21 protein-coding genes and 2 pseudogenes are annotated in these 26,791 nt (G+C 36.9%); 5 read left to right on the top strand and 18 right to left on the bottom strand.

The window, feature by feature from the left end; translation table 11 throughout:
* Nucleotides 1-97 precede the first annotated feature (97 nt).
* From ACFSCZ_RS12430 to ACFSCZ_RS12365, 14 genes and pseudogenes are all read right to left on the bottom strand, one after another.
* Entirely contained in the window at nucleotides 98-655 is a 558-nt protein-coding gene (locus ACFSCZ_RS12430) for a hypothetical protein (protein WP_126430617.1), read from the bottom strand.
* Nucleotides 622-2,547: a tyrosine-type recombinase/integrase gene (locus ACFSCZ_RS12425; protein WP_126430616.1), complete on the bottom strand. Its 1,926-nt coding sequence runs from the start codon at nucleotides 2,545-2,547 to the stop codon at nucleotides 622-624. The genes ACFSCZ_RS12430 and ACFSCZ_RS12425 overlap by 34 nt, the downstream gene beginning before the upstream one ends.
* Complete coding sequence (locus ACFSCZ_RS12420; protein WP_380774246.1) at nucleotides 2,544-4,985, bottom strand: hypothetical protein; 2,442 nt, start codon at nucleotides 4,983-4,985, stop codon at nucleotides 2,544-2,546. The genes ACFSCZ_RS12425 and ACFSCZ_RS12420 overlap by 4 nt, the downstream gene beginning before the upstream one ends.
* Nucleotides 4,969-6,339, bottom strand: a complete 1,371-nt coding sequence (locus ACFSCZ_RS12415) for a tyrosine-type recombinase/integrase (protein WP_126430614.1) — start codon at nucleotides 6,337-6,339, stop codon at nucleotides 4,969-4,971. The genes ACFSCZ_RS12420 and ACFSCZ_RS12415 overlap by 17 nt, the downstream gene beginning before the upstream one ends.
* A 400-nt stretch (nucleotides 6,340-6,739) precedes the next feature.
* On the bottom strand, nucleotides 6,740-7,300 hold the full coding sequence (locus ACFSCZ_RS12410; RefSeq protein WP_126430613.1) for a TetR/AcrR family transcriptional regulator: 561 nt from the start codon (nucleotides 7,298-7,300) through the stop codon (nucleotides 6,740-6,742).
* A gap of 36 nt (nucleotides 7,301-7,336) precedes the next feature.
* Nucleotides 7,337-8,740 carry an efflux RND transporter permease subunit gene (locus ACFSCZ_RS12405; RefSeq protein WP_126430612.1) on the bottom strand — a complete coding sequence of 468 codons (1,404 nt, stop codon included), beginning with the start codon at nucleotides 8,738-8,740 and terminating at the stop codon, nucleotides 7,337-7,339.
* Nucleotides 8,733-10,526, bottom strand: a complete 1,794-nt coding sequence (locus ACFSCZ_RS12400) for an MMPL family transporter (RefSeq protein WP_380774245.1) — start codon at nucleotides 10,524-10,526, stop codon at nucleotides 8,733-8,735. Before ACFSCZ_RS12400 ends, ACFSCZ_RS12405 begins: the two co-directional genes overlap by 8 nt.
* 294 nt (nucleotides 10,527-10,820) lie before the next feature.
* Nucleotides 10,821-11,954, bottom strand: coding sequence for an MBL fold metallo-hydrolase (locus ACFSCZ_RS12395; protein WP_380774244.1), 1,134 nt, complete (start codon nucleotides 11,952-11,954; stop codon nucleotides 10,821-10,823).
* A 97-nt stretch (nucleotides 11,955-12,051) separates the two neighbouring features.
* Nucleotides 12,052-12,528: a DsrE/DsrF/DrsH-like family protein gene (locus tag ACFSCZ_RS12390; RefSeq protein ID WP_380774243.1), complete on the bottom strand. Its 477-nt coding sequence runs from the start codon at nucleotides 12,526-12,528 to the stop codon at nucleotides 12,052-12,054.
* Between the two features lie 108 nt (nucleotides 12,529-12,636).
* Nucleotides 12,637-13,188 carry a carbonic anhydrase gene (locus ACFSCZ_RS12385; RefSeq protein WP_380774242.1) on the bottom strand — a complete coding sequence of 184 codons (552 nt, stop codon included), beginning with the start codon at nucleotides 13,186-13,188 and terminating at the stop codon, nucleotides 12,637-12,639.
* 5 nt (nucleotides 13,189-13,193) lie between these two features.
* Complete coding sequence (locus ACFSCZ_RS12380) at nucleotides 13,194-14,861, bottom strand: SulP family inorganic anion transporter (protein ID WP_380774241.1); 1,668 nt, start codon at nucleotides 14,859-14,861, stop codon at nucleotides 13,194-13,196.
* Between the two features lie 120 nt (nucleotides 14,862-14,981).
* A pseudogene (locus ACFSCZ_RS12375) lies at nucleotides 14,982-15,203 on the bottom strand (sulfurtransferase TusA family protein); the annotation flags it as partial.
* A gap of 61 nt (nucleotides 15,204-15,264) precedes the next feature.
* On the bottom strand, nucleotides 15,265-15,660 hold the full coding sequence (locus ACFSCZ_RS12370) for a DsrE/DsrF/DrsH-like family protein (RefSeq protein WP_380774240.1): 396 nt from the start codon (nucleotides 15,658-15,660) through the stop codon (nucleotides 15,265-15,267).
* Nucleotides 15,661-15,678: 18 nt separating this feature from the next.
* Nucleotides 15,679-16,251 carry a sulfurtransferase TusA family protein gene (locus ACFSCZ_RS12365; RefSeq protein WP_380774239.1) on the bottom strand — a complete coding sequence of 191 codons (573 nt, stop codon included), beginning with the start codon at nucleotides 16,249-16,251 and terminating at the stop codon, nucleotides 15,679-15,681.
* 347 nt (nucleotides 16,252-16,598) lie between these two features.
* On the opposite strand from ACFSCZ_RS12365, the gene ACFSCZ_RS12360 reads away from it, so the two are divergent.
* Nucleotides 16,599-17,858 carry a glycosyl hydrolase family 18 protein gene (locus ACFSCZ_RS12360; RefSeq protein WP_380774238.1) on the top strand — a complete coding sequence of 420 codons (1,260 nt, stop codon included), beginning with the start codon at nucleotides 16,599-16,601 and terminating at the stop codon, nucleotides 17,856-17,858.
* Between the two features lie 250 nt (nucleotides 17,859-18,108).
* On the opposite strand, the gene ACFSCZ_RS12355 is transcribed toward ACFSCZ_RS12360, so the two are convergent.
* Nucleotides 18,109-19,236 carry an MBL fold metallo-hydrolase gene (locus ACFSCZ_RS12355; RefSeq protein WP_380774237.1) on the bottom strand — a complete coding sequence of 376 codons (1,128 nt, stop codon included), beginning with the start codon at nucleotides 19,234-19,236 and terminating at the stop codon, nucleotides 18,109-18,111.
* Between the two features lie 562 nt (nucleotides 19,237-19,798).
* On the opposite strand from ACFSCZ_RS12355, the gene ACFSCZ_RS12350 reads away from it, so the two are divergent.
* The 3 genes and pseudogenes from ACFSCZ_RS12350 to ACFSCZ_RS12340 all read left to right on the top strand — a co-directional run bounded on the left by ACFSCZ_RS12350 (nucleotide 19,799) and on the right by ACFSCZ_RS12340 (nucleotide 22,330).
* Complete coding sequence (locus ACFSCZ_RS12350) at nucleotides 19,799-20,572, top strand: polysaccharide deacetylase family protein (protein ID WP_380774236.1); 774 nt, start codon at nucleotides 19,799-19,801, stop codon at nucleotides 20,570-20,572.
* A 106-nt stretch (nucleotides 20,573-20,678) separates the two neighbouring features.
* Nucleotides 20,679-21,704 (top strand): annotated as a pseudogene (locus tag ACFSCZ_RS12345) (DUF3231 family protein).
* 392 nt (nucleotides 21,705-22,096) lie between these two features.
* A complete protein-coding gene (locus ACFSCZ_RS12340) occupies nucleotides 22,097-22,330 on the top strand; it encodes a hypothetical protein (protein ID WP_380774235.1) in 234 nt (77 codons plus the stop codon).
* 209 nt (nucleotides 22,331-22,539) lie between these two features.
* Here the strand turns inward: ACFSCZ_RS12340 and ACFSCZ_RS12335 are convergent, their stop codons facing one another.
* The 3 genes from ACFSCZ_RS12335 to ACFSCZ_RS12325 all read right to left on the bottom strand — a co-directional run bounded on the left by ACFSCZ_RS12335 (nucleotide 22,540) and on the right by ACFSCZ_RS12325 (nucleotide 24,805).
* Entirely contained in the window at nucleotides 22,540-23,277 is a 738-nt protein-coding gene (locus tag ACFSCZ_RS12335; protein WP_380774234.1) for a YqjF family protein, read from the bottom strand.
* Nucleotides 23,278-23,392: 115 nt separating this feature from the next.
* Nucleotides 23,393-23,851: a hypothetical protein gene (locus tag ACFSCZ_RS12330; protein ID WP_380774233.1), complete on the bottom strand. Its 459-nt coding sequence runs from the start codon at nucleotides 23,849-23,851 to the stop codon at nucleotides 23,393-23,395.
* A 39-nt stretch (nucleotides 23,852-23,890) separates the two neighbouring features.
* Nucleotides 23,891-24,805 carry a DUF3231 family protein gene (locus ACFSCZ_RS12325; RefSeq protein ID WP_380774232.1) on the bottom strand — a complete coding sequence of 305 codons (915 nt, stop codon included), beginning with the start codon at nucleotides 24,803-24,805 and terminating at the stop codon, nucleotides 23,891-23,893.
* A 304-nt stretch (nucleotides 24,806-25,109) separates the two neighbouring features.
* Here ACFSCZ_RS12325 and ACFSCZ_RS12320 point away from each other — a divergent pair, with 304 nt between their 5' ends.
* The gene (locus tag ACFSCZ_RS12320; protein WP_380774231.1) at nucleotides 25,110-26,669 is read left to right on the top strand and encodes a spore germination protein; all 1,560 of its coding nucleotides are present in this window, start codon (nucleotides 25,110-25,112) and stop codon (nucleotides 26,667-26,669) included.
* The last annotated feature ends 122 nt before the right edge of the window (nucleotides 26,670-26,791 follow it).

Here is a 26,791-nt window from a genome sequence, read left to right as displayed (position 1 = left end):
ATGTGGGGAAAATCCTTCGTTTTCTGTAAGATTTTTAGACAATTTCACATAAAAAAAATCAGTTAGAACTATCGCTCATGTTTTTGAATTGGATCTATCACCTTAAGGGTATAACATTTTTGCTGTTCAATTTATTTAGTTTTTTTTGCAAACTATCATTTTCCTTTTGCAATTTGTAAATATCCTTTTGTCTTCTTTCTATTTGTTCGTTAAGACGTTTGTTTTGGGCTTCCAAGACTTCGGCAAGTTGTTTCAATTCAAAATTATCCACTACTTGTTGCCTTAAACGGTCTAAATGGTCACTAAGTTCTCGTTTATCGTTTCTAAGCTGTTCAAGCTTATTTACCTTCAAAATGTCTTCCTTTTTAATTTCGGAAATCCGATTTTCAACATACAGTTTTAATGTTTTTGGATTTTTGTAAATCTGACTTCTTTTGATATCTGTTTCCTTTGAAACGGAAAGAATCGACAGTTTGCTATGTTCCTTTATTTGCTCAAACAAGCGATTTTGCTCCCCTCGGAACTCTTGCAGACATTTTTCGATCAGAACTAACTGTTCTTGGATTTTTGTACTACTTACGTCATTCAATTTGCCAATCCCATATTCGATGGTTTTTTCATTTACACGTGCACTAATATCAATTTCGACGCCCATTTCGCTATCTCCTTATTTACATCATTAATATTGGAAACAATGGCCTCTAATTGCGGGTAAAACGATACGATATAATCTTTTCCTTTTTCGTTTAACAAGGAAAGGACTAATTCTTGTTCGGGTAATACTCGGTTCTGATAAAACTTAATGAAAGACCTATGTTCAGTTTCATAGTCTCTTAGATATTTTGAATCCTGTTGTACTAATTCTTTGTTATGCTGAACAATTTTAGCTTTGTCAATAAAGCGTTTGTATGTAAAATCAAAAGAGTCAATATTAGGTACTTTAGGACTTAGATAGTACCACTTCTCCATGGTGGCAAGACGGTACTGGCGCTCGCATAAGATCCCCATTTGTTTGGTACAAATACCAACAATGGATTCCCGTAAGGGATTGTATTTTAGAATATGAATAATTTCATCAATATCCTTAAAGATATTGAATTTCTTCTTTTTGAGAAATTTGTTTATTTCTTGATAAGCTTTTAGTAATTCGGGTTCAGACAGTTCATCACTTATAATACTATTCTGGTTGTTCGAGTCTACCTCTAACGAGTTTCCATCTTTCGATGCCCGCCTTAATAACGTTTCTTGGACGAGATAATCATCTCTAAAATAGTGTTTTGTCATTTCCTCACTCATATGGTTCATATGCTTCATTATCCATTGAAGACCTTTACCCTCTTCTTTTAATCTATTCGCCATAAACACCCTGAATTGATGCGGATTCAAAGTAAAAAAGGTTTCTCCTATAACTGGTGTAGTGGAAACACTATTTCCAAGGTACATCAAAAAAGTAGAATTTACTTTATTAATGTGTACTTCTGTTTTTTCAAATACTGATAGATTGTTAAATATCTCTTTTTGATGTCTATAAAAGAATCCATCAAAGCTATAATAAAATGCAGTATCACCATATCTTTTACCATTACCGTTTACGTGCAAATATGTTGTTTTGCCAAATGCCCTTCTTTTCTCTGAAACCTTTTCAATAATTTGATAGGCTTTTACGGTTTCAGGGTAGGCAATAGTCTCTGTCCATCTACCGCCCTTTGCAGCAGTTGTTTTATAAGTAAAAAATTCAAGGAAATAGGCTTTTTCTTTATCATCGAATATGCTAAGTTCTCGTAATTTCCCTTCTTCTAATCGTTGAAGCTCCCCTTTTCTCATACCTGTATGGGCTAAAATAACAATTTGACATGCCATCATACGGTCTTGGATTCTTAGACTATCATCCATTATATCCGTTAAAGCACACTTAACTGTTTGTTTAAAAATCCTTTTCGAGATATTAGGAGTCTTGCCAACTTCCCTATCTGCTTTTAGTTCAGCTAAGGATACCCTATTTAGCGTCTTTTGATAATCAGATAAGTCTATATCATACCCCGCAATATTAATTTCCTCTAAGAACTTTTGAATTGCATTTAATTTTCTTGACAAAGTGTCTTTTGTTATATTGACTTTCATCAAATCTTCAACATATTCATTAACAATCTCAGGTGTGATATATCTTAAATCATACATGTATTTCTTTTTCTCTAAATACAAAATAAATTCTCTTATCCAGATTATCTTTTTATACACTGTGCTGTTTCTTTTGCGTTTGCGTGAAATATACAGATCACGGACTGCAATGTGTTTTAATAACACTCGAAATATTTTTGTTCTAATTGGCGTAAAATAAAGAACTCTAGAATGTAATTTACTAGAAATATCCCATATGTTATTGGAAAACTTTATTTTACTCGTAACCCAAAGGGAAGGTTCATCAATCCAATCACCTATCAGATAGTTCTGTTCAGACGATAAAGCATTCGCAATTTCATTATTCCATTCGATATCATCAACATCGATTTCAATCGATTCGATTTGTTCATCTTGTTCAACAATCATTTTTCCACCTCCATTTGTGAGTACATTTCTGCTAAGTAACCCCCGTAAAGTTCCATTAAACCTGTATAAAACTGCTTTTCAGCGTTGGACGTTGCCATTTCTTTCTTGTCCTTATATTCATCCATTTTCTTTTCAAAAAAAGAACTACGTTCTGTAGTAGTGACAAATTTTGGGCATGTCAGACATTTATAAAAGCTATCTTCATCAACTTCCATTTTAATACATGTTTCACTGGAGCAGCCACCCGCACCACCTTGAACAGGGGCGAGATGTTCAACTGTTTCTTTGTCAACAACCTGTTTAGATAAATCATCGTCAAAAATAGAAACACCATAAAGTGCTTCTACATACCGTTGGGTGTTATTTCTATTACGATAATGCTTATACGCAACACCCGCAGAATTGCCCGTTATTACCCCAATTTCTAATGTGGATATTAAACCATCCTCAACGTTTTGCCATGCTTTTTCTATATAAGTGTGACGCAAATTGATAGGTGTGTATCTCACCTTAATTTTTTTTGTTAATAATAACTCATCAATAACTTCACTAAACATTACACGAAATCGTGTTCTTATTTTCACTACTTTATTACCATAGAAGGATCCAGCACCAATAAAAATGTACTTTCCTAAGTCTGAATCTGTTTGTTCATAAATTTTTTGGGTGATGTTAATTGCCCTTTGAATTAATCGTATGTGTTCAATCATTAAGACTTCATGTATATATTCTCTTTCTAATGTCTTCTTTAAGTAACGAATTGTGCCAAATCTTCCGTTTTTATCAATAGAGCAAATACAATCTCTTTCCAAACCCAATGTTTCGCCAAGTCGGAGTTTTGTTTCTGCTGTCAACTGAAAAGCAATGAATAAAAGTTCATCCTCTTCGGTATGAATTCTCTTTCTAAATTCTGTCGATATTTTTATGAAATCTTCCGCCAAGATGGGAGTCCCACCTTTATAATCCACATCAATCTTTCTAAAAAGTTCTATCATTATACTTGGAATACCATACTTGTGCTTAATTTGATCTAAGAAAAATCGGATGTTCTTGATTCGACTATTAATATAGTTTGCTGACCATTCCTCATTATCTATGAGACAGTCATAATAATAGGTTAGGAATCTATTGGAAAAAAGTTTAACCTCACTTGAACCTAATAATTGGTTGGGAACTGTCGTTCCCGATATAGTACGCATTGGTGATACTTCCAATTCCTTTTTAAAGTAGGAATCAGCTTCATTCAGAAAGTCTATAATATTAGAAAAATACACATAGATCCTTCCATATGACGCTTCTAATTTCCAAATAAAACCCTTTAAATCCTCCCTAAGTTCAAGATTTCGTATTAATTCAAAATTCATTAGGGTGTTTTTGGCATTTGCTATGTGCGTACCTTGCTTTTTAGTGTCGGCAACTATAAACCATTTATCAGTATTTGGATAATCGCCTATAGAATTTAGATTTACAATTTCATAACCCTCTTCAACACTTTTTTGATAGTACATATGTGTGATAATATCTCTATTAAAAGAAAATGAATTGAATAATCTATGCCCAAATTCCTCCATGTACATGTCATCTATGTATCTGTAAAATTTCACAAGCAAATTATAAGAAAAATTATTTTTTCTTCCTTTCGGATAAAACTCATGGAGAAAGGCATTATAATAAAGAAGCTGCGTTTTAAATGTCTCCTTGTTAAAATCTTTAAAACTATTTATTTGCAATCCTTTTAAACTATCCTCAAACAACGTAATAAATATTCTAGTTTCAAAGGTATTAAGCTTTTTTCTGTTGTGAATTTCCATAAAATTCACAATTATCTTATAAAGGAACTCATTTTGGGTACGTATAAAGAAGTTTGCATGATATATTTTTCCAAGTCCCGTATCACACTCCATTTGAATTATTTGTTCCACCATAGAATCGAGGGGAAAGTAGGTCGTAATATTTTGCTCAATAAAGAGAGTGGTTTTTCGACTTCCTGCATTTTTCGTTGCATATTCTGTGTGCAAAAGAAGATAACCATACTGTTTGATAAAGTTTTTTACTTCTGTGTCGGTGATAATTTTCGATGAAAGTACATGTAAATAAAAATTCCGAGTCATTAATCTCAACGGAGAACGATAGCCAAGCGTTAACTTTAGAAACTCTCGGATAATCTTACAGTAATTTTCCCATGTGAAATGGTCTTGCCTCCTAATAAACTTTCCTATAGTTCTTATAAAACGATTGATAAATTGTGCTTTAACGTTCCCCTTCTTTTTATTTCGTACCAAGAGACTCGGTCTTTCCAATATAATATTCTGCATTTTCTTTGTTTGAAGCCATTCACAGATATAAGATTTAATTAATTTATCAAATTCAATTGAATCCAACTCTTTGGTAATGGATATGATATCCTTTTCATCATAAAAGTCACTTGGTAGAATCACTATATTGGCTCTCCTCCAACCGTTCATGATTTTTCCTTAATAATTCTGCCTTGTCTTTATCATCAGGGTTATAATAGGCCTCGCAACTCATAGGACTGGCATGTCTAAGTGCCTTTTGCAACTCCACTATTTGATAACCTTTTTTCACCATTACCATAGCGAAGCCATGACGAAATCTATGGCTCAAATTCTCCTTTTTAACACCTTTGTCAATTTGAATCCCGACAGATTTAAATATTTCCCTTAATACATAATTCCAGCCCCCTTGTGTTAAAGGGGTATAGTGTTGGTGATTTAAAAAGATATATTGATTTTCGTTATTTAAAAGAGGGGCTGTTCCAACCCTATCAGCTGCAGCTTTGTTTTTTAAATTTTCCCTTTTCTTCGCACTTTTGCTCAATATAATGTCATCCCTTGATTCGTCAATATATTCATAAATCATTTCTGCCATATATTCTTCAATTAGGACTTTTTGGTATCCAATTCCTTCTTCGGTATACCAACTATCCTTATAGTGATCTGCTAATTTAGGTGATGGAGTTCCTTTAGCCTTTTGATCAGGCTTGTCTGATATTCTATTTCGAATGATAAGGTCAAATTTACCGTCTAAATATGATGGCATTATATCTTCAAAAGTCAGCCCTAAAACTTCCCCTAATCGTAGTCCGTATTTGTACATTAATTGGATAATAACCTCTTCACGTAGACTGTATTTTTCCTCAATCAATTCAATAATTTTTTCGTATTGGTCATGCTTGATGTATTTTGGAATTGATTGTTTCTCAGCTACTTTTTTGTTGCTTTTGTATTTTTCCTGTGTGGTATTCTTGGCATGAGCCAAGAACCCATCACCATATGCTGTCCCTATACTGACCGTATCAAATATAGATAAATTTATTAAACCGTACATTTGTTTATAAAAATCCCGATATACGCTTAAATAGATGTTAAAGGTGCTATTACCCCTTCTCTGAATGTCCAATTTCCTTAGCGAGCCTTCTTTTTGTCCTCCTTCCAAAAATAATCGAAAGTTTCTAATATCATCTTCGGTTATATCTTGAGGGTCATCATAATGTTCTAATTGTAGAAACGAATAAAACAACTTTAAAGCAGTGTAAGCATTTTGCCTTTTACTATGTTCTGCATCTCCAATCGTTTTATTTAGATAGATATTCGCATCATCTATTAATCTTCCATTCAAGTCTGTAATAATGAAGTATGTCTTATTCTTTTCGGTCGATTCTTTGACAAAGCCAACTGCCCCAAATTTCTGAATCAATTCATTATTACTATCATATCGTTCATACACGGTTCCACCTAAAGGCGTTTCTCTTTCCTTAATTACACTTGCCAAAAGGAACCCTCCTAAGTAGTTTTAATCTTTCTTGCCACTAATTAGCTACCATAATATCGAATGCAATTAAATGAATATACTTAGATTTTAAAAGCGCAAGGTGCCCACCCATTAAGCGTGGATTGACCGGCCGGCCTTCAAATAGCACTCTTCCAATTCTATTTACACCAATTTTTGTACAAAGAAATGCAATATCTTCAACAATATGTGAGGAAGTAATAAAGGTGTGGTATCTTCAAAGATGCATCAACAAATTGTGAGAACGTATGCGTTCCCCAATATCAAGACATGGAATCGGTTCATCAAAAAAAGGATTGACGGCTTGTGAAGTAAAAATAGCGTAATGCCCGCACATTGCCGCATCCCTCCCGAATTAAAATATAACTTATTTCCATTTTCCTCATATCGTTGCAAGCACTGCTTTTGCATGTTTTCTTGCTATATCCTTTTTCTCTTGCAAAGTTAACTTGTTGAATGGTTGTGCGTTAGGTAGTACAACATAGCTTAAAAATATCCCTCCCAACTGTCTTGCACAAAAATCTATATCAACTGTTTGATTTTTAAGTTCAAAATGATATTCCAAACCTTTTTTTAAACTTGAAAAAATAATATCGGGCAAATTAATTTCATTTGCTAAATTTCCCCTTAAGCTTTCGGATAAGAGCATTTTTACCAGGTCGTAATTCTTTGACAATATTTCTAATCTATCTTCAATAATATTCATTAAAAATACTTCAGTTTCATTCTCTTTTGCAATTTCTAGAACATGGGAATCGAACTTTTTTTCTAATACATTTTTGATGACTGTAATAAACAGGTTTTCCTTAGTAGAATACCTGCGATATAGTGTTACTTCTGCAACACCTGCTTCTTTAGCAACCTCTTGTGTTGTTGCCTGCAATCCCTTCCTTATAAAAACTGAAATTGCTCCTTGGAATATTCGATCGGTTACATTTCGCATATTCATCACCGCCATTGAGTTTTTTATGTGAAAAAATTATGTTGTTTGTTTCATTTTCACATATCTGTCCAACACAATCAAAATGGTTGGCAGAACTACAATTGTGGAAAACAGTGCAAGTGATATATTAATTAAGGTCATTAAACCAAAATCACTCAGTATGACAAAATCTGAAGCAACTAATGCACTAAATCCTCCGATATTTGCTAGTGCCGTTGCAAAAATGGCTTTTCCAATGGTTTTATTTGTAATTTGCATCGCATTTTCTTTGGGGTGTCCCTTTTCCCGTTCTTCAAAATATCTCTCCATGATTAAAATGGTAAATTCCGTACCAATTCCAATAATTAGCGCTCCTAATGTTGCAGTTAGCGGCGTGTAATTGATCCCTAGAAAATACATGATTGCCCCTGACCAACCTACAATTAAAAGGATTGGCAACAGTGGAATGAAAGCCTTTACTGGATGTCTGTATAGAAGCAAGAGTCCTAAAAACACAAAAGCTGCTCCCAGTAAGGTCATTTGATACCTTCCACCTGCTAACCCATCAATCATTTCTACATCTAAAACAGATTTGCCTGTAATGGTTGTATCGAGGGAAGCTATATCATGATCATTCAAATAAAGTTCAAGATCACCTAAAAATTTCTCAAGATCAGATGCTTCTAAATGTTTAATTCCTACCGTAATGACTCCTTTTGAATGATCTTCGTTTATAAATAGCTTTGTTTGGCCTTCAGGCATATCAGCAATTTGATCACGGGCCTCCCTACCACTTGGCAGCCCATGGTCATTCATTCGCTTGAGAATACCTGTTATTGATTTTGTCTCTACAACAACATCCGGAAATTCCTCTGGCAAAGATTCTGTCATCTTTCCAACCCACTCAAGGGATTCATCAGTAAGGACGTCATCCCCTCGATAGACTAGTGAAACCTGATCCGTCGTTCCCAAAATATCACGCAGCTTGTGAATGTCTGCTAGCTCTTGGGAATCCTGTGGCATAAACGTCTCTACATCTGTTTCCACATCTGCATCTAAGTCCACTGATATTCCGAAAGCCGCAGCTGCAAAGGCTATAATAATGATTCCCCAACGAAAAACTATCGTCTTTTGAGTAAACCATTCTAAAAAACGATCGATAACAACCATCCGCTTTGGTTTTTTTGGTTTATTAGTTTTATTTTTTGTCTTGGGTGTAAAAAAGTGATCCCGGGCAAACAGGATTGGCAACAGGAAAAACAATGCTAATAAAAAGCTAATCACCATCCCGACTGTCAGCATATTCCCGAAATCTTGGATCATAGGTACTGGTGATGTTGACAGTGCAATGAATCCCAAAACAGTAGCAACCATAGCTGTGAAAATCGCTGGAACCATTTTTTTAATTGTTTTATATAAACTTACCTTCGCTTTATCTTTATCGTTGTTTAGACTAGTCATTGCCAACCTCCTCACGATTCATCTCTTCCGTGTAACGATTTTGGAATTGAATCCCATAATCAATTCCAAGTCCAATTAAGATTGGAAAAACTGCCATGGAGACCATTGTAATTGGAATGTTTAGCCACCCCATTGCACCGACTGTTGCAATAACTGCTGTTAAGACTGTAGCTAATGATAGTAAGCGCCATCTAACATTAAAGACTAAAAATAAAACAATGACCATAAATATTAATGCAAGGACGAGCATGACCTGCATACTTTCTTGCATAGAGGAACGAATCGCATTATCAAGTACAGGCTTTCCAGATACGATTGTTTTTACTGAATCAATTTTTTCAGCATCTAAATAATCGTTAATCGTCCCTACAACCTTACTTTTTTCGGCATCCGTTGTATTCCCTTCAAACCGGATCATCATAAGCATATATTTATCATCTACGATAACCTCTTCAAACATTGGCCGTAGTTGGTCATCATCATAAACCATATTATCTAATGTTGCCTGTTTTGTTGGTAAGCCAGGTGTCATAATGTCTGAGTAACCATGTATGGTTTCCATATTCTGGCTAATTGTTTGTAAACTTTCGCCCATTTCCATTAAGCCTTCAGCTAGTGTACTTAAATTTGATGCTTGTTCATCCATTTTTCCATGCATTTTTTCCTGAAATTCCCGCATTTGGTTTTCTTTTTCTCTCTGTTGGACAAGCATCTCATCTTTTATTTTTTCCTGCTTTACCTCTTGTTGTTTTTTCATTTCTTTCTGCATTTGTTCCTGCTTAGCAAATTGCTGCTTCATGTCTTCCTGCATCTGCTTTTGTTCTGCCTGTATTTGTTCCTGTTGTTGTTTTTGCTCATTTAGCTGTTCACTTAACTTCTTTTGTATATTTTCCAGCCCACTAATTGTTTGTGTGGAAATTCCAGGAAGCTGAGCAGTATTTTTCGATATGTCTACCATTTGCTTTGACAACTCGTTTAAGCCCCCACTAACTTCTCGTAGCTGCTGTGCTTGCTGCGGGTTATCTCCCATTTGATCGGCTAAAGCACCCAAGCTTTCTCCTAATTCCCCCGTTTTTGTACCAAATTGGGCATATCCATTAACTAAATTTTGTGTACCATCACCTAAATTTTCTTGGGCACCAATCAATTGAGCATATCCCTTATTTAACTCGGCTAGTTGTCCTTCTATATCAGGAAGCTGTATCTCACCTAATTTAGGAAGCTCTGGACTATCAAATTTGGGCGGGTTAGTTCCTTCGAATTCAGGAAGTTCTGCACCCCCGAGATTGGGCATTTCTAAGCCTTCTTGTTTAGGAAATCCAATCCTCTGATTATTTTGAGCGTTTTCGCTCATCTCTGTACCAATCTTAATTAATTTACTTCCCATCGTATCTAGACCCTTAATCACTTCTTCAATACCTTCTTGAAATTTTTCGCCTTGTTTATTTGCCATTTCTTCCACAAGCGTGACAGGGCTTAAAATACTATAAATAGAATCACTCGTGTGTAAAGCATTCTCAAGCCCTTTCATATGAGCTAAGTTTTCGGGCGTTAATAAATGATCCGATTCATATAGCACAATGACAGATTCTCCTCCAAACTCTTCTTCTAACATTAAGTTATCCTGATATACGTCTGTACTACTCTTCACCAATGTATCATTTCCTGTAGCCATAAATACATTTCTGACCCCACTTACTAACAGAGTGACAACGATAACTGTAATAAATATTGACTTTATTGGAAAACTTTCTAATAAACTAGCAAGCCTTTTTAACATATTCATGCATTTCCTCCCTCTATAGTGAATGTTAGTGGTAACTTACACCCGCAAAAATTTTTTTGTAAGTAGTCACTAACATTCATAATAACAACAATAATTGAGGCTGTAAAGAAATCAATTTTTTAAAGCAATATCTGATTACCAAATTAAAAAGGACATTTCGCCTTTTAGTTGGTCTTTGATTATTGACCAAATTTCTAAAAAGGAGAATGTCCTTCTGTTTCTTATTTTAATATCACTACAGCGGAAAAATTGGAATGTGAAGCACGTAAGTTATTAAGAAAATCTTTCATTTTTTCAGTCGGTATGGTGGACCGCACAACGGTTAGGGCCGATTTCCAACTCTTGCAATCTATCGATATCTGCTGACTCCACTCCGCGGTTAATGGCAATGATCTCCTCGAAGTTTGGCGGCTTTACGGAACTCGCCGATTTTTCAACACTCTCGAGAAATTCTTCTTTTGTTGCAGTGAACATTTCGTTATTGCGATTGCGGATTTCTCCCAGTGTACTTCCGATATATCCTTCACTATTGATCTCTTTATCCAGGTCGGCGTAGTGTGCGGGAAGAACGATAACATCATCAATAATTTCCGCAACTTTTGAATGAACAGTGTCGTATAGATCCATTGCCCACTCTCTCACCTTGTTTCCAAGATCCGGACGTCCCAATCCACTAATGAAAATCGTATCACCTGAGAATAAAAGCTGATTATTTACTAAGAAGGAGACACTACCTGGTGTATGCCCTGGTGTCTTTACCGCCAAAACCTCGACGGATACTTTGTTAAACTCAATCTTGTCATGGTCTTCCAAGTGAAGAAAATCGAAGATTGCACCTTCGCTCTTCATTAGGTAATATTTGGCTCCCAGCTTATCAGAAAGCTCTTTTCCTCCTGAAATGTGATCTGCGTGCAGATGGGAGTCGACAACATGTGTTATTTCAGCCCCCAACTCTTTGGCTGCTGCTTCATATTGTTCTGTAAATCGTGCGGGATCGACGATCAATGCTTCACCCTCTGATACAACCATATAAGAAAGACAACCTTTTCCGACGCGGATAAACTGATATACACTTATTTCCTCATCTTCATATACCTTTGCTTTGTGCAAGGTTTCACTCCAAGACTTCATGCCGCCTTTGAGATAAGCCGCTTTATACCCAGCCTCATTCAACATTTCCGCAACCATGATGGATGAACCTTCTTTTGCACATACGGAAAGGATTTCCTTATCTTCAGGAAGCTGATCCTGAATTGGCTCAATCCCATCAATCAACTCAAAGTAAGGCTTATTTACATATTCAAAGTTTTCCCCTTCTATTTTCCAATCGTTGAAATCATTTTCATTTCTTACATCCAATAGAAAGACGTTTTCCTTGTTTAACACCTTTTGAGCTACTTCTTTAGCAGTCATTGCTTTTACCGCCATTTAAAATCCCCCCAATGTTAATTTTTTTTATATTTCTGCCAGAACGTGCATCTGGACTTCAGGTGAGCAAGGCCTAGACTTGATCCTTCTTACTAGATTAAATAAACAGGTTTACTTGCCCTTCCTCAGCACCTGCCAAGTAGGCTGCGACTCCTGCATATTCAATTCCTTCAAGGAGTTCTTCTTTGTGCAGTCCTAGAAGGTCCATTGTCATTGTACATGCAACGAGTTTAACATCCAGTTCTTTAGCCATACCAATCAGATCAGGCAACGGCATCGCGTTATGCTTTTTCATGACGTGTTTAATCATTTTCGGACCCATACCGGCAAAGTTCATATTAGATAAGCCCATTTTGTCTGCCCCGCGAGGCATCATTTTTCCAAACATCTTTTCCAAAAATCCTTTTTTCACATCAATCGGCTGATCTTTCCTAAATGCATTCAGACCCCAAAATGTTGCAAATATCGTTACTTCATGATCATAGGCCGCTGCACCATTAGCAATGATGAAGGCTGCCATCGCTTTGTCATAATCTCCGCTAAATAAAATAATGTTTGTCTTTTTAGTTTCCATTTCTCATCTCACTCTCCATATACACCCCGGGGTATGTTAATTATTAAAAAAATACATATTCCTTATCCTAATTGAATGATATACCTATATGGGTATATAGTCAAGTGTTTAAACTAAACTTTCCAATTCTCCTGATTCAACATGGAATAAACAGCCTCTTACTCCAACGCCTTTCCCATAGGCTTTAAAAATTGGGTGTTTTTTTAGGTTATCCACTTGTTTTAACACATTAATCTTTGTTAATTCATCTATAGTCATGTCTTTTGACACATCTTTCTGCGGCAAATCTTTCCGGATCTTGGATAGCCAAGTTTGTAATTCTTCATCATCGTTATCTGACCAGGCTGCTTTGATTCCACCACAATCCGTGTGTCCTTTCACAATTATTTCCTTTACCTCCAAATATTTCAAAGCATAATAAAGACTTGCGGAGAAACTTTCATCCTCAACAGCAACCTGGTTAGCGATATTTCGATGCACAAACATGTATCCAAGGGGCATTTCGGTAATGATTGACGGGCTGACACGGGAGTCGCTACAAGATAAAACGAGAAATTCCGGCTTTTGGCCTTCTTTAAGTTTATTGAAATAGAGCGGATCGCGCTCTTTTATTTTGCGGATAAACTCTGCATTTTTTTTTTGCAGTTCTTCTTTTTCCATCAAACTTACCCCTCTCCCTCAATATCTGCCATAGCTTGTTCAATTGACAAATATTTTATATGATCACCAAATTTTTCATCCCATTGGGCTTTTTTCATTAAATCCATGACCGGACCTTTAATCGCTGCAATCTTAAACCTGATTTCCCCTTTGCCGCACGATTTCAATATTTCCTCAAGGGCGTGTATTGCAACAGCATCTATCGTGTTTACACCGGAAAAATCAAGAACAATCCATTTTGTTTGAGGCCTTTCCCCTACTGCCTCACATAGTTTGTTTTCAAGGAATGTCATATTTGCAAAATAAAGCGGTGAATCAACCCTGAAAATAAGCACCTCAGGGTGTACATCGGCCTCAGGGTATCGTTTGATGTTGCGGAAAACATTTTCTTTCCGCAAATAACCTAGTTCTGCTACGTGTGGATATGCGCTTCTTCCGATAAAAACGACTAAAGAAAATGCTAATCCAAACAAAATTCCTTGCTCAATACCAATGGCTAAAGTGGCGATAAATGTAATGACCCATGTCCAGCCGTCCGTTTTCTGGATTTTAAATAAATACCGCGGTTCTTTCACATCAATCAAATTAATGACCGCTACTATTATTATTGCTGCTAGTACAGCATTCGGAAGATAATAGAAAAATCCTGTGAAAAACAATAGTGTTAAAATGATTAAAACGGCAGTAATAATCGAAGCGAGCGGTGTCCTTGCTCCAGCCTGATAGTTTACAGCAGACCGTGAAAAGCCACCCGTCACCGGGTAGGCGGAAAAGAATGAACCAGCCACATTCGCCAATCCCAAACCAACCAGTTCCCTGTTCGGGACAACTTTATACTTTTCCTTTACAGCAATTGCCTTGGCCATTGCTATGGACTCCATGAAGCCAATAAATGAAATCGTCAAAGCAATCGGAAGCAGCGCCATGATTGAATCAATGTTAAATACAGGCATTGAAAAAGTTGGCAGACCTTTCGGCACTTCTCCCACAATTCTCACTCCATGGGTATCCATGTGAAAAAAGGCGACGACTACAATACTCAATCCAACCACGACAAGCGGGCCTGGAATTTTAGGTGCTGCTTTTTTTAAGCCAACGAGGAGAAGGATGCTTCCTATTCCAATAACAAAAGTAGGTATATGGACTTCTGTTAGTTTGTTTATTACTTCCCATATGACTAAAAATACATTTTCCGCTTCAATACTAATGCCCAATAAACCCTTCAGTTGACTGAATCCAATGATAATTGCGGCTGCACTTGTAAATGCGCTTATTACCGCATGAGAAAGAAAGTTAACCATGAAACCGAGACGGAACAATCCCATTAAAAACTGAATCAATCCAATCATCAACATTAACAGCAATGCCAATGATATATATTCTTCTGAACCAGGTTCAGCAAGAGTGGATACTCCAGCCAAAACCAACAAGGAAACCATTGCAACCGGCCCGACAGCGAGTTGGCGCGACGTCCCAAATAATGCATAAATGATCAGGGGTATTGTTGACGCATATAACCCAATAACAGGAGGAAGTCCAGCCAGCATCGCATACGCCATTCCTTGAGGTATGAGCATGACAGCTACAATAATTCCAGCCGAAAGATCTCCGCTTAAATCCGATTTTTTATAGTTCGACATCCAGTCCAACGCCGGAAGTAGTTTTTTCAGCATATTTTCTCCCCATTCATTCTTCTTAAACGAATATCAGCAAATCTCTGCATAAACGTATCATTCAAATGGAAAGGAGAAGGGCCTAAATATAGCCCATCTCACTTTTTTTATCGTCAGCTTTTTTTTAATCCAGAACTTAAATACAGCATCTTCTTCAATGGTTTTCAACAATTCATGTCCGCCTGATTTTGTCCATGCAGTAATGTCGGCCACCGACCCCTTGTCAGTCGCATGGACTTCCAACACCTGACCTGATTCCAACTCATTGATCGCCTTTTTTGTTCGAACGATTGGCATTGGACAAGCAAGTCCTTTTGCATCTAGAAATTTATCCGTATTCATTTCAAAAATCCCTCTCCCTCTTTTTGTTTTTTAATTTGGAATCTTCCTGTGCATTGAATATCTAGAACGTCAGTGTAATATCAGCATCTGAAGCATAATGAATGAAACTTGCGGCACCTGCTACTTCAATTCCATCAACAAACGCATCTTTTTCCAACTCCATGACATCCATTGTCATCTGACAAGCGATCAACTTCACACCCATTTCACGTGCCATCTCCACAAGATCGGGAATAGGCGGAACATTTTGCTTCTTAAAGCCTTCCTGGAAATGCTCGCGTCCCTCAGGAATAGGAAGCTGTTTGTGCCCTTCTTTATGAATTAGATTCAATCCTTCAAATGTAAAGAAAATACCCACTTCCGCATCACTTGCCGCTGCCGCGGTTGCGACATTAAACACTTTGTAAGCATCAAATAAACCGCCATTGCTTGAAATAATCGCTACCTTTTTTGCCATTTCATATTCCTCCAAAAATTAATTATTTTTTTCAATCGGATTAGACCACTCAACCATACCTTGAACAACGTTTTTCACATTTGAAAAACCTCTTTCTTCAAGCATCTTGCATGCTAAGTCACTTCGGTTACCGGAACGGCACACCACATATACTTCACTATCTTTATCCAATTTATCCATCTGCTCTTCCAGTTCGCCCAGTGGGATGGAGATGGCAGTGGGAATGTGTCCGAAGCTGTATTCCGCTTGTTCACGAACATCCAGGATCACGATCTCTTCCCTGGCTTCCAACTTTTGCTGCAATTCATCATTTTGAATGACGTGAGGATATTTCTTCTCTTCGTTCACCTCTTCTGAACCGGCTTTACGAAGATAATGCTTTAATACTTCCCCATCCTCAGTTGTCCCCAGGTACTGATGTCCGCTACTTTTGGCCCAAGCCTCAAGATCAGCTTTGGACCCTTTATCCGTCGCCTGGATTTCAATGACCTGACCGGGTTCCAGGTCGTTAACGGCCTTTTTAGTTCTTACAATCGGCATTGGACAAGCAAGTCCTTTTGCATCTAATACATGATCCGCTTTTATTGTCATAAGTATCTCCTCCAATTTTATATTGTATTGTTGGCAAATAAGCTTTTGTTTAAGTAAAAAAAGTAGTAATTGAAGATCATACCTCATACCCCTCCTTATCACTAACATTCCCTTCTTTTTTGAAAAAATGTTTTTTACCTATGCCCGTATGGGTATATAATAATGACTTAAAAAATAAAAGTCAATAGCAAACTGTAATGAAGAACTGTTTTACAGCTTTTTGTTAGAGACAACTTAAAAAACAATCGGGTTACTGGGTTACTACCAAGCGTATATTTTGGCAAGGAAGTGAATACCATTTATTAATTGTTTTTTCGCAAAAAGATGACTGATTAGGAGGCTTCAATTTGTTTATTCATACCGTTCAACCCGGAGATTCTTTATTTTCCATTAGTGGCAAGTACCGCATTTCGGTGGAACAATTGCGCAGTGTCAATGGTTTAGAAATAACAAATATAGTTCCAGGCCAAGCTCTGCTTATACCGCTTTATCTATATACTGTTCAACCCGGAGATTCACTAACGAGTATAGCAAGAAAAGCAATTGTGCCATTAGAGCAATTACGTGAGGCCAATCCCACGATTAATCCCAATGTACTACAGCCCGGAATGCAAATAACGATCCCCAATATAGCAAAATATATTAGTTCATTGAGTTATTATGTTCTTCGAAGTCCTGAACGAGATCGTATGTTAATTAATAATTTCGCGCCCTATTCCACATACATTTCAATCTTTGACTACCAATTTGCTCCAAATGGGGATATTACTAACGATTTAAATGACTTAGTTGCAATTGAAGAAACTTGGAGAAATAGAGTTACACCACTAGCGACGATTACTAATTTAGTCCCGAAAGGCTTCAGTACTGAACTTGCTCATCAAGTCCTAAATAATCCTATATCAAGAACAAACCTTATCAATAATATCCACTATTTGGTAACGAGAAAAGGGTATGGTGGTGTGAATATTGATTTTGAACGTGTCGGTGCTCAAGATCGGGATCTTTTTACGGGATTTTTGCGTCAACTAGGGGAGCGTCTTGGTCCAGAAGGCTATGCGTTAACAATCGCTGTTCCTGCAAAAACTAGCGATAATATCCCTTGGTTAGAAGGGTATGATTACGGAGGAATTGGGGCTGTTGTAGATATTATGTTTATTATGGCATATGATTGGCACTATGCAGGAAGTGGGCCAGGACCAGTAGCGCCAATCACTGAAGTTCAAAATACTATTGAATTTGCAATCAACAATGTACAACGGAGCAAAATTATTATCGGAGTGCCACTATACGGCTATGATTGGAAAATACCGTATGAGCCGGGTATAGCAGCATCCGCTATTTCCAACCAGAGGGCCATAAATACTGCTATGAGGCATCAGTCACCGATTCAATATTCCGAAGAAGTTGCAACACCATTTTTTCAATATCGAGACGATCAGGGACAAACGCATGAAGTATGGTTTGAAGATGTCAGAAGTATGGGTGAAAAGATGAAATTAGTCCAGGACTATAATTTACAAGGAATAGGTGCATGGCAATTAACCCTCGGATTTGCAGCAGGACCATATATTTTCACAAAATTTTTCACCGCCAAAAAGGTCTAAGGATGTAAGTCTTTGCTACAACATTGTTCCTTAATTGATAAAATATCACTTTTTTAAAAAAAGGGGGCCAGAGCCAGATAAAAACTAAACGTATGCCCCCAGAATTTACCCAAGCTGACAGGTATTTTTTGTATATTTTATCCATTTGCGAGCTCAAAAATTTATTTTGACATTCACCCAGTTATTGTCCAAACGTTTCTTGGAATTAAGCCTTCTACATCATTGCTTTCTGTATTTATCGACACGCTTATTATCGAACAGCACAGCGGTTTGGTCCAATCTCCATTTCACGTTGTTCTTCTTCACCTGGTGTCATTCTGCCCATATTTGTTTTACGGATTTCTTGGAAAGCGTTTGGTTGTGGTGGTAAGTTTTCCGTAACCAAATTTCTAAACTCACTTTCGTCATTTATTTTTAATCCATGGTTTTCTGCAAACAATGTTCCTAATTTTTTTGCTACACTTCCATCCTCATTTAACTCTTCAATAATCATGAAGTGAGCTGGAAGTACGATGAGCTCCTCAGATAATTTTCGATAACGCTGATAAAGTGTTTCCCTCAAATCACCAACCCAATCCTCAGCCATACCTGCCAAATCAGGTCTTCCGATAGAATCAATGAACAATATGTCACCAGTTAACAAAAACTGATCACCGACTATAAATGAGGTTGAACCAATTGTATGCCCCGGCGAATACAAAGCATGAATACGAACTTTTGTGCTTCCAATTATGACATCTTCGCCATCTTCTAACGGTTCATATTCAAAGGCAACTTCTCCAGCGTCTTTGGGTGGGAGCCAATACTTCGCCCCTGTTTCTTTTGCAATGAATCTTCCGCCTGAAATATGGTCTGCATGCAAATGAGTATCAAATACATGCGTAATCTTAACGCCCTTTTCTTTTGCAAAGTTTGTAAATACATCCGTCATGCGTGTGGCATCAATAATAGCTGCTTCTCGATCTGACACAACCATGTAAGATAAACAGCCTTTTCCAAGGCGGACAAACTGGTATATCTCACCGCCATTGTTTAAATCTCCTACTTTAACCGGCTCCAGATATTCACTCCATGCTTTCATACCACCATTAAGGTAGGCGACATCAAGCCCTTTTTTAGAAAGCATTTCAGCTACCATGACAGATGATCCTTCTTTTGCACACGCAACTACAATTTCTTTATCAGAAGGGATCTGATCCATGATTTCTTCTACTCCGTCAAGTAGTTCAAAATATGGCATGTTGATATATTCAAAATTCTCCCCTTCAATTTTCCAATCTTCAAAGTCATCTGTATTACGGACATCTAAAATAAACAGTTCTTGTTTATTGATGACTTTTTTTGCAACTTCCTTTGGACTTATTGCTGTTACTGACATTTTCAATACCCTCCAATGTGTATCAATGTTTTTTCCTGGTTATTGCTGAGTCGTAAAATAATAACTCAGCGGCTTGCATCCATTTTAAAGGTCTTTACTCGAAATGGATCGAATATAAAATTCGCTTTCATTTTTCGCAAAGATACAAGAATAAATACATGTCTTTTGCTCGCACCTGTATCTAACAATTATCCTAAGAAAAGTAATGTACCTACTTTTCTTTTCCATAATGCTTCTTTATCTTTTTTAATCCAAAAAACGCTTTCCGAATTGGAAATTGGACCAACCGCTGCGCAGTACATCATATAAATAAATGATCGTTACCTGTATATCTCTGTTCTTGAGAGTACCGCATACACAGGCTTTTTGATTGGGAAATAATTGAAGTTACAGGAACCCGATTAAAAATTTCTATTGGGCTATCATGGAGATGGTTTCTGGCTATGTCGCCACCGGAGCTTTCCATTGCCCTCCGTGTCGTATAAAGCCGATGACATTGTATATAAAACACTTTGTTGCAAAGTATAACTTATATACCTTGAAGTTAAAGGGGTTATTGAAGATGAAACATTCTTTGATTTTCGTGTGCCTTCTTTTTATTATTTTTTGTCTCCCCCTTGGAAAAAATGCGGTTACTACATTCGTTCATTCCTCTGCTATAGAAGCTAATCAACCTGCCGCATCCGATTTATCAAAATTAAAAAGCAAATATAAAAGCACTTTTTTAATGAAGGGGCCGGAATCCAAACGTGAAATCGCGCTGACATTTGATGATGCTCCCGATGAAATTTTCACACCAGTCATATTAGACATTTTAAAACAAAAAGATGTCAAGGCTACCTTTTTTCTCGTAGGGCACCGTATTGAAAAATATCCTGAAGTGGCCAAGCGAATTGTGCAAGAAGGACATGCAATCGGAAATCATTCATATAACCATGCGGATTATTTAACCCTTAGCTGTTCAGAATTTCAGAATCAGATAATCCGAACCGATGAACTAATCAGCTCATATACCGGATATTCACCGACTATCGTCCGACCACCATATGGAAATATCAGTGAGCAGCAGATTGAATGGTTGGCTTCCAAGAAAAGAAAAGTTGTGAACTGGAATGTGGATTCTTTGGACTGGAAAGGATTAAATGCGGAACAGGTATCAAGCAACATTCTGTCTAATGTCACTCCGGGATCCATCGTATTACAGCATTCCGGAACGGGTGACGGCGGGGATTTATCGGGAACAATTCATGCACTGCCTACGGTTATTGACGAGTTGAGAAAGGCTGGATTTGAACTGGTCACAGTGCAGGAAATGCTGAGTGTTGTAGAAAGATGATCTAAGGAACAAAGAGTTATCTTATGACCAAGATAACGACCTTTTAATAATATAAGGTTTTTTTGCAAAGAATATATCTAAAAATATTCTTTGGAGGTAACGAATTATGGATGAAAATCACATTCAACTAACTTCTTCTGAAATTGCTTCAATTTGGACTAGTTATATGCAGGATAGTATGTCCAAATGTGTTTTAGCTTATTTCCTTAAAACCGTAGAGGATGAAGAAGTTCGCCCTATTGTTCAATTTGCTTATGATTTATCATCTACTCATATTTAAAAGCTAACAACCATATTTCAAGAGGAACAAATTCCAACACCTACAGGATTTACTTTTGAAAATGATGTTAATTTGAATGCGCCACGCATGTATACAGACACATTTATGCTAACTTATATAAACAATATGGCTAAGGTAGGCTTGCTTGGTTACAGTGGATTTATTTCCGTAAGTGCTAGAGACGATATACGAACATTTTATAGAGAAGGTCTTAACGAAACATCAGAATTATTTGAAAGGTGCTCAAAGGTAGCCCTATCAAAAGGAATATTTACTAGAGCACCTTATATTCCTTATCCAACTAAAACTGATTTCGTTGACACTAAAAAATATCTAAGCGGCATTTCTTTTTTTAGTAAACAGAGGCCATTAAATGCAGTTGAGATATCCCATTTATTTTTAAACATTCAAACCAATCTTATGGGAAGTAAACTTGCAACTAGTTTTGCTCAAGGATCATCGAAAGAAAACATACGTAAATGGATGTTAAAAGGGCGGGATATTTCTAAAAAACATATTCAAAAGTTTTCAACGACACTTATCAATAATGATATACAGCCACCTATTTCATCTGATGCTTCAATTACTGATTCAACAACACCGCCATTTTCGGATAAGTTAACCATGTTTCATATGTCATTCATGAGTGCAGCAGGAATGGGAAATTACGCTACGGCAGCTGCGGCAAGTCAAAGAAGCGACCTTATTTTAAATTATCAACTCCTGTCTCTTGAAATCGGTCAATATGCAAAAGATGGAGCTGATATCGTGATTAGTAATGCGTGGTTAGAGCAACCACCAGGAACAAAAGATAAAGAACAATTAAGCAAGAAAAAAGAAACTATGGAATAATTAGCCTTCATTCTAATAAGCAAGGACCAACGTCATGATAAAAATAAATAATTCAAAAGAAAAGGAGAAGGGATATAAATTTACGAGAAGAAAGCTTTGAAAATTTACTTGGGGTGAAGCCTAGGGCAAGGTGTAATGAAGAAGTTGTTCATTGGGGTTAATATTTTAAAAACCCTATATACAAATGCTACCTCCTCTAAAGGACAGACTGACTATATTTTCCACCCCACTATTACTTCTTTCCTTATTTTATGATTGTTGTATACCTTTAGCAGATTATCTGTCGCTTAAGCCTGGATGTATACTCAACCATATTCCCCGATATACTTATAAAATAACGTTCTGTATGCAGACTCGTCGTTCGGCATGTAGCATAGGGAGACATAAATCAAATGATTCAAATGATTAAACGGATATTTAAAAGGCTATTGATTGCAAATGCAGCCATTTCATTTTTTTATGGTGTAATTATTAGCTTATATATTATGTTTTATCCCGGCATGAATGTCCCAGAATCTTGGATGCTCATGCTTTTTCACTTTGGAAATGGTTTGCTGACACAATATTTTATTATAATCCTTTTTGATGACGAAACTGAACATCTGGAAAAAAACAGTGATGAATAGCAAAAAAGTCCGAACCCCTAAATAGGATTGTGTATTTTCTTAAAGAAGAGAAAGTTGTGGAAGGCGACATCCAAACAATTATGATAAATCGAACGAAAAGCCTCCAGATGCAGACTTTCTTGGATCTTGAGTGCATTTTGTTTGTTTTTAAAAAACCTTTAGGAATTTTTAACAAAAGGTGGATTAATAATTTTAAGGTATTCATAGGATTATAACTGTAATTTTTTACAATTCCACATAAAAGATTCAACACCCTTCGAATAATTAGCGATTGGTTGTAAATGTGAAAGGTCGAGATGAAATTGTGAAAAAAGAGTGTTTCTGTCAATTGTGATCTCCGCCTTTTGAAGCGGCCATGGAAGGTGATGAATTTCACCGCAATAGATGTTGTATTTATTATCAGTGGTGTAAAAGCAATATCTTTCAGTCAGCCAATGGTCAAGTGTGCCTTCTTCAGGAAAATATTCCCCTGGTACAGGCGTGCAATTTCCGTAAAATTCAGCAGAACTTCTTTTACGGTTGTTCTTATAGTAAAAGGTTTCCCCGCTTTTCAAAATTGTTATTGCTGCCGGTGAATACGGCAATCGGTACCACCTTTTGGCAATGTTCAAAGAGGCCCAGTCATTTACGTCTAGAGTCATAAAAAAAACGCCGGGCTTGCCGTTGTTGGTAACATATGTACGTACATTCATTTCGGCGAAAGGCGGAACAACGGATATCGATTGTAATCCACGAAAATAAATCCCCTTCATTTGAAAAGCAACGATTCCTATCCATGCTGTTCTTTCGTACATGTCAATTTCTAACGCGGATGGAATAAACGGACGCAATCTTTCGGGAGGAACGGGCCAATGAAGAAACAATACGTTATTCCATACTTGCCGCATAATCCATCTTTTTGAAGGTAATGGATATGGACGATGATCGGCAGCATTGAGTATGTCCATACATACCCCTCCCTTCCTTACACTTATGACTAAGATCGCTTTAATTGACTCTTATTTTCAAAGAGAAATTGAAACCCATATAATAAAAATGCTTTATAAAAAATATAAAGGAATATTAGTCATAACTTCTCCTTTTATAACGGGTTAATACAATTTTAAACAATAAGCCAGAGCTTAGTCCCGGAATCAAAAACAGCATTGGTAAAAAAACAGGACCGAATAGCACCCCGAACATTTTTAAACTTGAGGAATAGATTACCCCAACGGTTACGAAATAGGCACTAAAGACAAAAGGAAGAAATGAATAAGGTTCTTTGTCTCCTCCTGCATCTTTAAAGGCATCAAATATTGAAAAGAAGTATACACAAGGATAAAACATAAGCCACCCATAGTCTGCTTGATGAATGGCTTCTTCAATTTGTCCGTTAAAGCTTAATATGATAACTTTGTTAAAGTTGGCTTGAACATTGATTACAAATTCCAAAAAAATAATTAAAGTACCTTTAAGAAATTTACCGTTAAGTAATTGGCCAAAACCAGGAAGGGCGATACTCCATAGCAGCTTTTCATACATATTGCTTCCCTTTCAAATATGGTATAAAAACATTAAATATCAAAGATCCATTTTCGGTGGCTCCTCTAACCAACCTTTGGACATCATAAGCCTTGCACCTTCAATTGTGTATTCATATATATCTTTAGCGAATACAGCTGTTTTCATCATCATGTCATACCTTAAAATAAGAGTAGTACTAAAGCCTTGACCTCCAAGAGCAAATCCACCTAAAAGATATGTACAAAACATCATTAACTTTTCAGAAAAAGGAGCCTCTGTAGAACTTGTAACTGTACCTCCAGGTGTAGCAGGAGGGTGAATATTATTTTGCAGAATAATTTCTCCAGTCTCTTTTAATATCTCCTTCGAAAGTTCCTGACCCTTTGTAAAATACTGCCTCGCTTCTCCATCCTTGGCACATTGAGCGAAGCCCCTCATTAATTGCATACCGGTAATATTTGTCTCAATAGAGTGATAAAGCAAACCAAACTCAACAGTATTTAATGTTCTCTTATGACCGAAAAGGTTAGTTCCTTTCATATATGATTTATCAGTGATATAATCAACCGATTTTGGCATGGTCGTATAATTTGGCCGAGGAAGGAGCTCTTCTTCTAAAAGGTGTTGTGTAAATTTATTATAATAAGTCTGTGTTATATCAGTAAGTTGCTTATAATAATTAACAATATCTTCCCGATAAGACAATGTCATATGAAGTACATACATCCCCATGCTGATTTCTTTTAATATACGACAAAACATAATATCAAAGCCGTTGTCATATAACTTCGGCGCATTTAAATGAATATCTGTCTCAGTAAACCCAACGGGTATTGCTGCCCCTTCTTTCTTTAACATTGTTTTTATTTCAATGACCATTGGATGGAGTTTTTTCCACAATCCTAACATTAAATTTTTAGCTTTTTGATTGTCCGATTTCTCAATAAAATATTCTAATATCCGAAGAATCATCGTTTTTTTTTTGGTAAGTCATCCATAATGCACCGAGTTCTGTTGAACTCATTTTATTTCTTTTCACCATTCGCCATTTCCTCCTAATTTGTACATACCAATTTACTGAAAGATAGTATGTGAACTTTCTATAACTTTATACAAACCTAACCAAATCATGGCCCCGGGAACAGTTGTCTTCTACCATACATTTAGGTAGCTTTTCAAGGCCTTCTATATCGCTTTTTACAGTCTTCAAAAGTACTACATAACTTTTGAATCGTAGGCAAATAATACCACCGAGACTGAAAGGGGGAACCTTTCAATGAAAAGGCGTTCTTCAAACATCGAAAAATTAATGAAAAACATAAAAAGAAAAAATACACAGCGCCAACAGCAAAAAGTTTCTAACATGGAATGGCAGCCGTTTTCAACGGATATTAACGAAAATGAAAAAGCATTAAAACAGCATTTAGGTACAAGTGAAGATGTCGTGTTTAATAAGTTTACAATTTATTTGCAAAATGGTGATGCGCTTAATGCCATGTTGGTTACGATTGATGGATTGGTAGACGTAGAGGCAAAAAGAAACAACATACTGAAGCCCCTAATCGAGCACCCTCTGCAAGGTAAGCCAAATGATGATTTGAAACAGCTCAGAGAAAGGATTTCTGTAAAAGAAAGCACCGTGGAAGACAACCTTTTAAAAGCTGTTTACCAAGTCTTAAAAGCACAGGCATTGCTAATCCTTGACGGTTTTAATAAAGGGTTGTTGATCTCTATCGAAGGGTTTGAGGTTCGCTCCATTGAGGAACCTGTAACAGAACAGGCGGTAAGGGGAGCACGGGAAGGATTTATTGAATCAACAGGGGTAAATATTTCATTACTTCGACGTAGAATTTCCCACCCTTCTTTACGATTTGAAACTATGGAAATCGGAAAGTATAGTCAAACGGGGGTTACGATAGCTTATATAAAGGATATCGTCGATTCTGAGTTGGTACAACGGGTTAAGCAACGGCTTGATGAAATAATAGTGGACTCCATTGACAGTTCAGGGGATATTGAGCAATTAATTGAAGATCATCCGTATTCGATCTTTCCGACGATTGGTAATACGGAACGGGCAGATAAGGCAGCAGCTTTGCTTATGGAGGGAAGGGTTTTCCTTTTAGTTGACGGAAGCCCGGTCAGTTTATATGTTCCAAGTTTGTTTCTCGAAAGCTTTCAGAATGTCGAAGATTATAATTCTCGGCCTTACTATAGCTCATTCATTCGCTTAATGCGTTTTTTTGCTTTTATTATCAGCATCTCTCTTCCTGCTTTATATATTACTGCGCTTAATTTTAATAAAGCGTTGATTCCCTCAGACATGATTGTCCCACTTATTCAAGCAAGGGAAACAGTTCCATTTCCACTGGCAATGGAAGTCATTATGATGATTTTAATGTTTGAAGTCGTCCGTGAGGCTGGAGTAAGACTGCCGAAACAAATCGGATCCGCTTTAAGTATCGTTGGTGCATTGATTTTAGGCGATGTATCTGTATCAGCTGGACTTGTCGGAGCCCCGACAATTGTCATCGTCTCAATATCCTATATTTCTGCATTTGTCATTACACCAATCGCAGATGTCACTGCGTTATTACGTATTGGTTTGTTCGCTGCCAGCAGCCTTTTCGGCTCTTACGGATTGTGTATCGCATCACTTGCTTTATTAACCCATATGGTGTCATTAACATCACTGGGTGTTCCCTTTATGGCACCCTTTTCACCTACTCACTTCCAAGATTGGAAAGATGGTTTTATCCGACTTCCGACAAAGTTGCTGAAACAGCGACCAAAAAGCATTCCAAACCAACGATCAACAAGAATGAGGTCACTTTGAATATTGCCATGGGATAGAGCCAGCTTTGCCATCTTTTTGAGCCACTTGTGACATAAAATAGAGCCACCTATGACATGGGTGAGCCACTTAGTGATTAAAGACATTCCCCCGGCCGGGGGAAT

This window comes from Siminovitchia sediminis, assembly GCF_042680885.1.
GTDB classification, from domain to species: Bacteria; Bacillota; Bacilli; order Bacillales; family Bacillaceae_C; genus Siminovitchia; species Siminovitchia sediminis.
The sequence above is the reverse complement of the archived record's forward strand: the minus strand, read 5'-3'. Positions and strand labels throughout refer to the sequence as shown.

Bases quoted from the DNA above. Each gene is read 5' to 3' on its own strand.
- ACFSCZ_RS12365 (WP_380774239.1), bottom strand. From the start codon at position 16,251: ATGACAATAAAAGCGGATCATGTATTAGATGCAAAAGGACTTGCTTGT.
- ACFSCZ_RS12400 (WP_380774245.1), bottom strand. From the start codon at position 10,526: ATGAATATGTTAAAAAGGCTTGCTAGTTTATTAGAAAGTTTTCCAATA.
- ACFSCZ_RS12370 (WP_380774240.1), bottom strand. From the start codon at position 15,660: ATGGCAAAAAAGGTAGCGATTATTTCAAGCAATGGCGGTTTATTTGAT.
- ACFSCZ_RS12350 (WP_380774236.1), top strand. From the start codon at position 19,799: ATGAAACATTCTTTGATTTTCGTGTGCCTTCTTTTTATTATTTTTTGT.
- ACFSCZ_RS12340 (WP_380774235.1), top strand. From the start codon at position 22,097: ATGATTCAAATGATTAAACGGATATTTAAAAGGCTATTGATTGCAAAT.
- ACFSCZ_RS12330 (WP_380774233.1), bottom strand. From the start codon at position 23,851: ATGTATGAAAAGCTGCTATGGAGTATCGCCCTTCCTGGTTTTGGCCAA.
- ACFSCZ_RS12390 (WP_380774243.1), bottom strand. From the start codon at position 12,528: ATGGAAACTAAAAAGACAAACATTATTTTATTTAGCGGAGATTATGAC.
- ACFSCZ_RS12385 (WP_380774242.1), bottom strand. From the start codon at position 13,188: ATGGAAAAAGAAGAACTGCAAAAAAAAAATGCAGAGTTTATCCGCAAA.
- ACFSCZ_RS12380 (WP_380774241.1), bottom strand. From the start codon at position 14,861: ATGCTGAAAAAACTACTTCCGGCGTTGGACTGGATGTCGAACTATAAA.
- ACFSCZ_RS12395 (WP_380774244.1), bottom strand. From the start codon at position 11,954: ATGGCGGTAAAAGCAATGACTGCTAAAGAAGTAGCTCAAAAGGTGTTA.
- ACFSCZ_RS12355 (WP_380774237.1), bottom strand. From the start codon at position 19,236: ATGTCAGTAACAGCAATAAGTCCAAAGGAAGTTGCAAAAAAAGTCATC.
- ACFSCZ_RS12410 (WP_126430613.1), bottom strand. From the start codon at position 7,300: ATGCGAAATGTAACCGATCGAATATTCCAAGGAGCAATTTCAGTTTTT.
- ACFSCZ_RS12335 (WP_380774234.1), bottom strand. From the start codon at position 23,277: ATGGACATACTCAATGCTGCCGATCATCGTCCATATCCATTACCTTCA.
- ACFSCZ_RS12405 (WP_126430612.1), bottom strand. From the start codon at position 8,740: ATGACTAGTCTAAACAACGATAAAGATAAAGCGAAGGTAAGTTTATAT.
- ACFSCZ_RS12320 (WP_380774231.1), top strand. From the start codon at position 25,110: ATGAAAAGGCGTTCTTCAAACATCGAAAAATTAATGAAAAACATAAAA.
- ACFSCZ_RS12325 (WP_380774232.1), bottom strand. From the start codon at position 24,805: ATGATTCTTCGGATATTAGAATATTTTATTGAGAAATCGGACAATCAA.
- ACFSCZ_RS12425 (WP_126430616.1), bottom strand. From the start codon at position 2,547: ATGATTGTTGAACAAGATGAACAAATCGAATCGATTGAAATCGATGTT.
- ACFSCZ_RS12430 (WP_126430617.1), bottom strand. From the start codon at position 655: ATGGGCGTCGAAATTGATATTAGTGCACGTGTAAATGAAAAAACCATC.